The sequence below is a fragment of the Streptomyces sp. NPDC089919 genome (assembly GCF_040684615.1).
Taxonomy (GTDB): Bacteria; Actinomycetota; Actinomycetes; order Streptomycetales; family Streptomycetaceae; genus Streptomyces.
In genome coordinates this window covers 42,724-48,723 of sequence record NZ_JBFBGK010000063.1, presented here as the reverse complement: position 1 = coordinate 48,723, position 6,000 = coordinate 42,724, and the positions used below count along the sequence as shown (strand labels likewise).

The 6,000-nt window shown below is 74.7% G+C and carries 5 protein-coding genes; 2 read left to right on the top strand and 3 right to left on the bottom strand.

What is annotated here, in order from left to right:
* Positions 1 to 186 precede the first annotated feature (186 nt).
* The gene (locus AB0O40_RS23755; protein ID WP_365045152.1) at positions 187 to 1,131 is read right to left on the bottom strand and encodes an EamA family transporter; all 945 of its coding nucleotides are present in this window, start codon (positions 1,129 to 1,131) and stop codon (positions 187 to 189) included.
* A 99-nt stretch (positions 1,132 to 1,230) separates the two neighbouring features.
* On the opposite strand from AB0O40_RS23755, the gene AB0O40_RS23750 reads away from it, so the two are divergent.
* Positions 1,231 to 2,133, top strand: a complete 903-nt coding sequence (locus AB0O40_RS23750; protein ID WP_365045149.1) for a LysR family transcriptional regulator — start codon at positions 1,231 to 1,233, stop codon at positions 2,131 to 2,133.
* A 76-nt stretch (positions 2,134 to 2,209) separates the two neighbouring features.
* Positions 2,210 to 4,018 carry a glycoside hydrolase family 3 N-terminal domain-containing protein gene (locus AB0O40_RS23745; protein WP_365045146.1) on the top strand — a complete coding sequence of 603 codons (1,809 nt, stop codon included), beginning with the start codon at positions 2,210 to 2,212 and terminating at the stop codon, positions 4,016 to 4,018.
* A 69-nt stretch (positions 4,019 to 4,087) separates the two neighbouring features.
* Here the strand turns inward: AB0O40_RS23745 and AB0O40_RS23740 are convergent, their stop codons facing one another.
* Positions 4,088 to 5,521, bottom strand: coding sequence for a S28 family serine protease (locus tag AB0O40_RS23740; protein WP_365045144.1), 1,434 nt, complete (start codon positions 5,519 to 5,521; stop codon positions 4,088 to 4,090).
* Positions 5,522 to 5,601: 80 nt separating this feature from the next.
* Positions 5,602 to 6,000 (bottom strand): hypothetical protein, encoded by a 399-nt coding sequence (locus tag AB0O40_RS23735; RefSeq protein ID WP_365045141.1) that lies wholly within the window; start codon positions 5,998 to 6,000, stop codon positions 5,602 to 5,604.

Genomic DNA, 6,000 nt, shown 5'->3' with positions numbered 1-6,000 from the left:
CTTCCCGAAACCGGTGGGCGCCGCCCCCGGAGCCCCCGCGCCTCAAACGCCGGCGAGGCTGGTACGGGGGACGGCGGGGCTACGCCCCGACCCCCGCACCGCCGCTCCGCGACGGTCGCCTCAATCGCCGGCGAGGCTGGTAGGCGTACAGCGGGGCTCCGCCCCAGGAGCCCCGCCCCGCCCCCCTCAAGCCCCCGGCAAGCGGCGCCCCCCGCTTCCCGCCGCCACCGGCAGGCCGGGTACCCCCCGGGCGCCCGGGCCGACCACGGACGCACGGGCCGCCGGGGCGAAGGAGGTCAGGGCCACGCCGGTCACGAGGAGGACGGCCGCGGCCCAGCGCGGGCCGCTGATCTGCTCGTCCAGGAAGAGGGCGGCGGCGGTCATGCCGAAGGCCGGGACCAGGAGGGAGAAGGGGGCCACCGACGAGGCCGGGTAGCGCCGCAGCAGGTAGCCCCAGGCGCCGAAGCCGAAGACCGTGGACACCCACGCGACGTAGCCGAGGACGCCCAGCCCGCTCCAGTCCAGGCCCCGCAGCGCGGCCAGGTCCTCCTCGGGGCCCTCCAGCAGCAGGGACAGGACCAGCAGCGGGAGCACCGGGACGGTGCACACCCACACCATGAAGTTGAGGGCGTCCTTCGGGGCCGCCTTGCGGGTCAGTACGTTCGACACGCCCCAGCAGGCCGCGGCCGCGACCACCAGCAGGAAGGCCGGCAGCGGCCCCGACGCGCCCTGGTCGACCCCGGCCACCACGATCCCGGCCAGCGCGACCGCCATCCCGGCCAGCCGCAGCCGGCCCGGCCGCTCCCCCAGTGCGAAGGCGGCGAAGACGGCGGTGAAGACCGCCTGGACCTGGAGCACCAGGGAGGACAGCCCGGCCGGCATGCCGTGCGCCATGCCGGTGAAGAGCAGGCCGAACTTGGCGACCCCCAGGGCCAGTCCGACCCCGATGATCCACTTCCAGCCCACCACCGGCCGCCCCACCAGGAACACCGCCGGCAGCGCCGCGACCAGGAAGCGCAGGGCGGACAGCAGCAGCGGCGGGAAGTGGCCGAGACCGATCTCGATGACGACGAAATTGACGCCCCACACGGCGGCGACGAGCACGGCCAGGGCGATGTGTACGGGACGCATGATCCGAGCATCGATCCCCCGACCGTGAAGCACCAGCACGGATTGCTTCACCTTCGGATGAAGCATTGCTGAATCCACCGCGCTGCCTATGCTGGACCCATGCTCGATCTGGCCCGGCTGCGCGCCCTGCACGCCGTCTCCGTCCACGGCTCGGTCGCCGCCGCCGCGGCGGCCCTGGGCTACACCCCCTCGGCCGTCTCCCAGCAGATCACCAAGCTGGAGCGGGAGACCCGGACCACCCTGCTCGAACGCCGCGGCCGGGGCGTGGCGCTCACCGACGAGGCCCGGCACCTGGCCGCCGCCGCACAGGAGCTGCTGGCGATCGTGGAGCGGACCGAGACCACCCTGGAGGAGCGCCGCGGGCAGCCCTGCGGCCGGCTGACCGTCGCCGCCTTCGCCTCGGCCGCCCGGGGCCTGCTGCCCGGCGTCCTGGCCGACCTGGCGGTCCGTCATCCCGGGCTGGACGTACGGCTGTCGGAGGTGGACCCGCACCTGTCGGTGGACCTGGTGGCCCGGGGGGTCACCGACCTGGCCGTGGCGCACGACTGGGACATCGCCCCGCTGCCCGCCCCCGAGGGAGTCGAGCAGGCACCGATCGGCGAGGACCGCTGCGACCTCCTGGTGCACCGGGACCACCCCTTCGCCGGCCGGGCGCAGGTGCGCCGCCCGGAGCTGGCCGGCCAGCGGTGGATCTGCCAGCCGCCCGGCCGGGTGTGCCACGACTGGCTGATGCGCACCCTGCGCACCGCCGGGCACGAGCCGGAGATCGCGCACGTCGCCGAGGAGAACCACACGATCGTGGCGCTGGTCGCGGCCGGCCTCGGGATCGCGGTGGTCCCCCGGCTCGGTACCGGCGCACTCCCGGCGCAGGTGACCGCCGTCCCCCTCGAACCGGCCCCGGTCCGCCGGCTGTACGCCCTGTGGCGCACCGGCGCGGCCCGCCGGCCCGCGATCACCGAGACCGTCGCCACCCTGCGCGCCCACTGGCCGCCCCCGGCCTGAGCCCGCCGACGGCCCACGCGCCCCGCGGCCCGCGTGTCCCGGCGGTCCGGCCCCGGGGCCGCAGTAGCGTGCCGGGATGGTGTACCGAGCCTCCCGTCGCACCCTGCTCGCCGCGGCCGCGCTGGCCGCCGTCACGCCCGGGGCCGCCACGGCCGCCGCCGCGCCGGACCGGCCGGACCTCCCGGCGCCCTGGCTGCGCCGTCTGGTCGGCCGGATGGACCTGGCCGAGAAGGTCGGGCAGCTCTTCGTCACCCGCGTCTTCGGCCACTCCGCCACCGCGCCCGACGAGGCGGACGCGGCGGCCAACCTGGCCGCCTTCGGCGTGCGCACCGCCGCCGAGCTGGTCGAGCGGTACCGGGTGGGCGGGGTCGTCTACTTCGGCTGGGCGCACAACGTCCGCTCCCCCGCGCAGGTCGCCGACCTCTCCGACGGCCTCCAGCGGGCCGCCCTCGCGCTGCCCGTGCCGGTGCCGCTGCTGGTCTCCGTCGACCAGGAGCACGGCGCGGTGGCCCGGATCGGCCGGCCGGCGGCCCTCTTCCCGGGCGCGATGGCGCTCGGCGCGGGCGCGCTGGGTTCGGGCTCGGTGGACCGGGCCCGCGAGGCCGCCCTGCTCGCGGGCCGGGAGCTGGCCGCGCTCGGCATCGGCCAGGACTACGCGCCGGTCGCGGACGTGAACGTCAACCCGGCCAACCCGGTGATCGGCGTCCGGTCCTTCGGGTCCGACCCGCAGGCGGTGGCCGCCCTGGTCGCCGCCCAGGTGCGGGGCTACCGGGCGGCCGGGATCGCCGCCACCGCCAAGCACTTCCCGGGCCACGGCGACACCGAGACCGACAGCCACGTCGGACTGCCCGTGATGCGGCACTCCCGCGAGGAGTGGGAACGGCTGGACGAGCCGCCCTTCCGCGCGGCCGTGGCGGCGGGCGTGGACGCCGTCATGACCGCGCACATCGTCTTCCCCGCGCTGGACCCGTCGGGCGACCCGGCGACCCTGTCGCGGCCGATCGTGACCGGCATCCTGCGCGAACGCCTGGGCTTCGGGGGCGTGGTGGTCACCGACGCCCTGGACATGGCGGGGGTGCGCCAGAAGTACGGGAACGACCGGGTGCCGGTGCTGGCCCTGAAGGCCGGCTGCGACCAGCTGCTCAACGCCCCCGACCTGGAGCTGGCGCAGCGCAGCGTGGTGGCGGCGGTGCGCGGCGGGGAGCTGTCGGAGGAGCGGATCGAGGAATCGGTCCTGCGGATCCTGGAACTGAAGCGGCGGCGGGGCCTGTTCGAGGACCCGTACGTCGATCCCGGCCGGGTGCCGGCGGCGGTGGGCACCGCCGCACACCTGGCGGCGGCCGACGCGATCGCGGCCGGCACCACCACCCTGCTGGCCAACCCGCGGGGTCTGCTGCCGCTGTCCCCGGAGCGCACGCCCCGGCTGCTGGTCACCGGCGCGGACCCGCTGTCGCCCTCCGGCACCACCGGCCCGACAACCGGCGTGCTCGCCCAGGAGCTGACCGCGCTGGGCTTCACCGCGACCGCGCTGCCCACCGGCCTGGAGCCGGACGCGGCGGCCGTGGCGGGGGCCGTGGCGGCCGCCCGGCGGGCGGCCGCGGTCGTGGTGTGCACGTACAACGTGACCGGTGCCGGGGGTCCGCAGCGCACGCTCGTGCAGGCGTTGGTGGACACCGGCGTCCCGGTGGTCGCGCTGGCGGTGCGCAACCCGTACGACGTGGCCGCGCTGCCGGAGTGCGCCGCCAGCCTGGCCTCGTACGCCTGGACGGACGTGGAACTGCGCGCCGCGGCGCGGGTGCTGGCCGGCGAGGTGCGGCCGGCCGGCCGCCTCCCGGTGCCGGTGCCGGGCCGCTACCCGCTCGGGCACGGGCTCACGTACTCCTGAGCGCACGACCGTGCCCCGCCCGCCCGGGAGGGCGGACGGGGCACGGGTACGACGGGACCTGCGGCGGTGTTACGGGCGCAGGGCCGAGACCCGCTCGAGGTCGCGGCGGTCCAGCTTGGCGTCCGGCTTCGCCAGCGGGCGGGCCTTGGCCGCGTCCGCCTGGACGGCGGCCGGGGCGACGCCGCCCCACTGGAGGATCCGGGCGGTGGCCAGGGCCTTCTCGGCGTCCTTCAGCTTGGCGACGTTCGCGCCGTGGTTGGCGCCCGGGGCGACCATCACGAAGCTGTCGCGGGAGCCGTAGCCGAGGTGGAAGGGCTCCGCACCCCACGGGTCGTTCTGCCCGTACACGAAGAGCATGTGGCGGGCGTTGTGGCGGACCCACTGGTCCACGTCGTGCATCGCCTTCGGCTGGAAGGCCATGGGGATGCTCGCCGGGACGAAGTTGCGCGGCGGCTGGTAGCCGTACCGGCTCAGCTTGCCGAGCCAGGGCTGCTTGATGTCCGGGGAGCCGAGCTGGGTGCCCGCCTGGTAGTAGTACGGGGTGTACGTCTCCAGGCCCTGGTCGGCGTAGGCCGAGAAGCCGGAGATCGTGTCGATCGAGTCCCAGATCTGCTGGTCGGTCGCGGTCTTGGCGTCCGGGATCGTGGCGCAGTCGGCGAGCAGGCTGTACTGCCAGAAGGCCCACACGTAGTCGAGCACGACGGCCTCGTAGGCCTTGTCGAGGGTGCCGACGGTGGTGAAGGTGTAGCCGTTCTCGGCGGCGTACGCGGCGTACTTGGCCTCGAGCGCGTCACGGCGCACCAGCGCCTCGCGCTGCACGCCCTCCAGCTTGGTGCGGCACTCCTTGGTGCCGACCTTCTGGAAGAAGCGGTCGTAGGCCGAGTCCTCCTTGTTGATGACGTCGTTGGGCGCCACGTACGCGACCACGCCGTCCATGTCGCGCGGGTAGAAGCGCTCGTAGTAGGTGGCGGTCATGCCGCCCTTGCTGCCGCCGGTGGCGATCCAGTTCTTGGAGTAGAGCGGCTTCAGCGCCTTGTAGATGGCGTGCTGGTCGCTGGCGGCCTGCCAGATGTCCAGCTTCGACCAGTCGGCGGGAGCGGGCCGCGACGGGGTGAAGAAACGGTACTCCAGAGAGATCTGGTTGCCGTCGACGATGGTCGTCGGCTCCGCCCGGCGCGGGCTGGTGTTGACGTTGTAGCCCGAGGTGTAGAAGACGGTCGGGCGCGAGGTGTCCTTGTGGAGCAGGGTGAAGCGCTGCTCGAAGGTGCCCTTCCACGGCTTCCGGTGGTCGACCGGCTGCTTGAAGTTCAGTACGAAGAAGCGGTAACCGTCGTACGGCTTCTCCTCGATGAGGCTGATCCCCGGGATCGCGAGGATCCGGTCCTTGATGTCTGTGCCGTTCCCCGGCCCGGCGGCGGTGGCCGCCCCGGCCGTGGCGCCGGCCGCCGTCATGGTGCCGATCAGCACCACGAGCGACAGCAGCCATCTGAGCGCCTTGCGCATGCACCCTCCCCTGAGTTCACTGCGGACGCCGTGAACCTAGCGGGGTCAACGCGGTGCTGACCAGCCCCGGTCGGGACGGATCAGCACAAGATCCAGCCCGACTCGACGGATCCGGCGCCCACGGCACCCTTCACATAGACACACCGGGTGAGCGCGTACACGGTGACGGGCCCGGCCAGCCGGGTGAACCTGCCGCTGTCCCGCACGGGCACCCCGCCGCGCGGCTGGATGCTCACCGACATCTGCTGCCGGCCGCCCGGGCGCTTGGGGATCGTCACCGCGCAGGCGTGGGTGCGGGTCTTGTAGACCTGGACGGTGCCGGTGCTGAAGGGCAGGGACTTCATCAGCCGGCCCGCGCAGCCGGAGGCCGCGTGGGCGGCCGGCACGCCGACCCCGCCGAGCAGCAGCGCGGCGCCGGCCAGCGCGACGCCCGCGCTCCTGGCCGCCCCCCGGCGGCCCCCTCCCCAGGAAGCAAACAC